This window comes from Rhodopseudomonas parapalustris, from assembly GCF_053772255.1.
Genome location: NZ_JAMKBZ010000079.1, coordinates 1 through 783, shown reverse-complemented (window position 1 = coordinate 783; position 783 = coordinate 1). Strand labels below are relative to the sequence as shown.

Here is a 783-nt window from a genome sequence, read left to right as displayed (position 1 = left end):
CGTGACCTGTCCTGCCGCTGACCTGCCACTGAACTTTCATCCAGCTACAGTTAGAGTCTCGGCGGTTTTTACGCCGGTCGGCGTATGTCGAGCAACGGGCGATCGGCGAAGCTGGTCCGGGTTGCGGAGCCGATCGCCCGTTGCGGTGAAGGTGGCGGCATAGGCCGCCGGGGTGAGGTAGCCGAGCGCCGAGTGTGGCCGCTCGTCGTTGTAGTCGGTGATCCAGGCGGCGATCTTGGTACGGGCATCGTCGAGATCGAAGAACAGCGTCTCGTTGAGAAGCTCGTCACGCATCCGGCCGTTGAAGCTCTCGACGAATCCGTTCTGCATGGGCTTGCCGGGCGCGATGAAGTGCCAGTCGATGTTGTTGTCCCGGCACCAGGCGAGCATGGCGTTGCAGGTGAACTCGGTGCCGTTGTCGGAAACGATCATCCCGGGCTTGCCGTGCCGTTCGACGATCGCGGTCATCTCACGGGCCACCCGCCGACCGGGGATCGAGGTGTCCGGGATCGCACCGAGGCACGTCTTGGTCACATCGTCGACGATGTTGAGGACGCGGAAGCGCCGGCCGTTGGCGAACTGGTCGTGGACGAAATCGATCGACCAGCGCGCGTTCGGCCTGGCCTCGACCAGAATGGGGGCCCGTGTACCGACGGCCTTGCGCCGGGCCCGCCGCTTGCGCACGCAAAGCCCTTCTTCGCGATAGAGCCGGTAGATGCGGTTGATGCCCGAGGGCTCGCCCTCCCGCCGCAGCAGGACGAACAGCCGGCGGTAGCCGAACCG

1 protein-coding gene is annotated in these 783 nt (G+C 65.4%); it reads right to left on the bottom strand.

Annotation, left to right across the window (positions count from 1 at the left end; genetic code table 11):
- Nucleotides 1–36: 36 nt before the first annotated feature.
- A partial coding sequence (locus M9H71_RS25110; RefSeq protein WP_455407580.1) for an IS3 family transposase occupies nt 37–783 on the bottom strand: 747 nt, incomplete at its 5' end.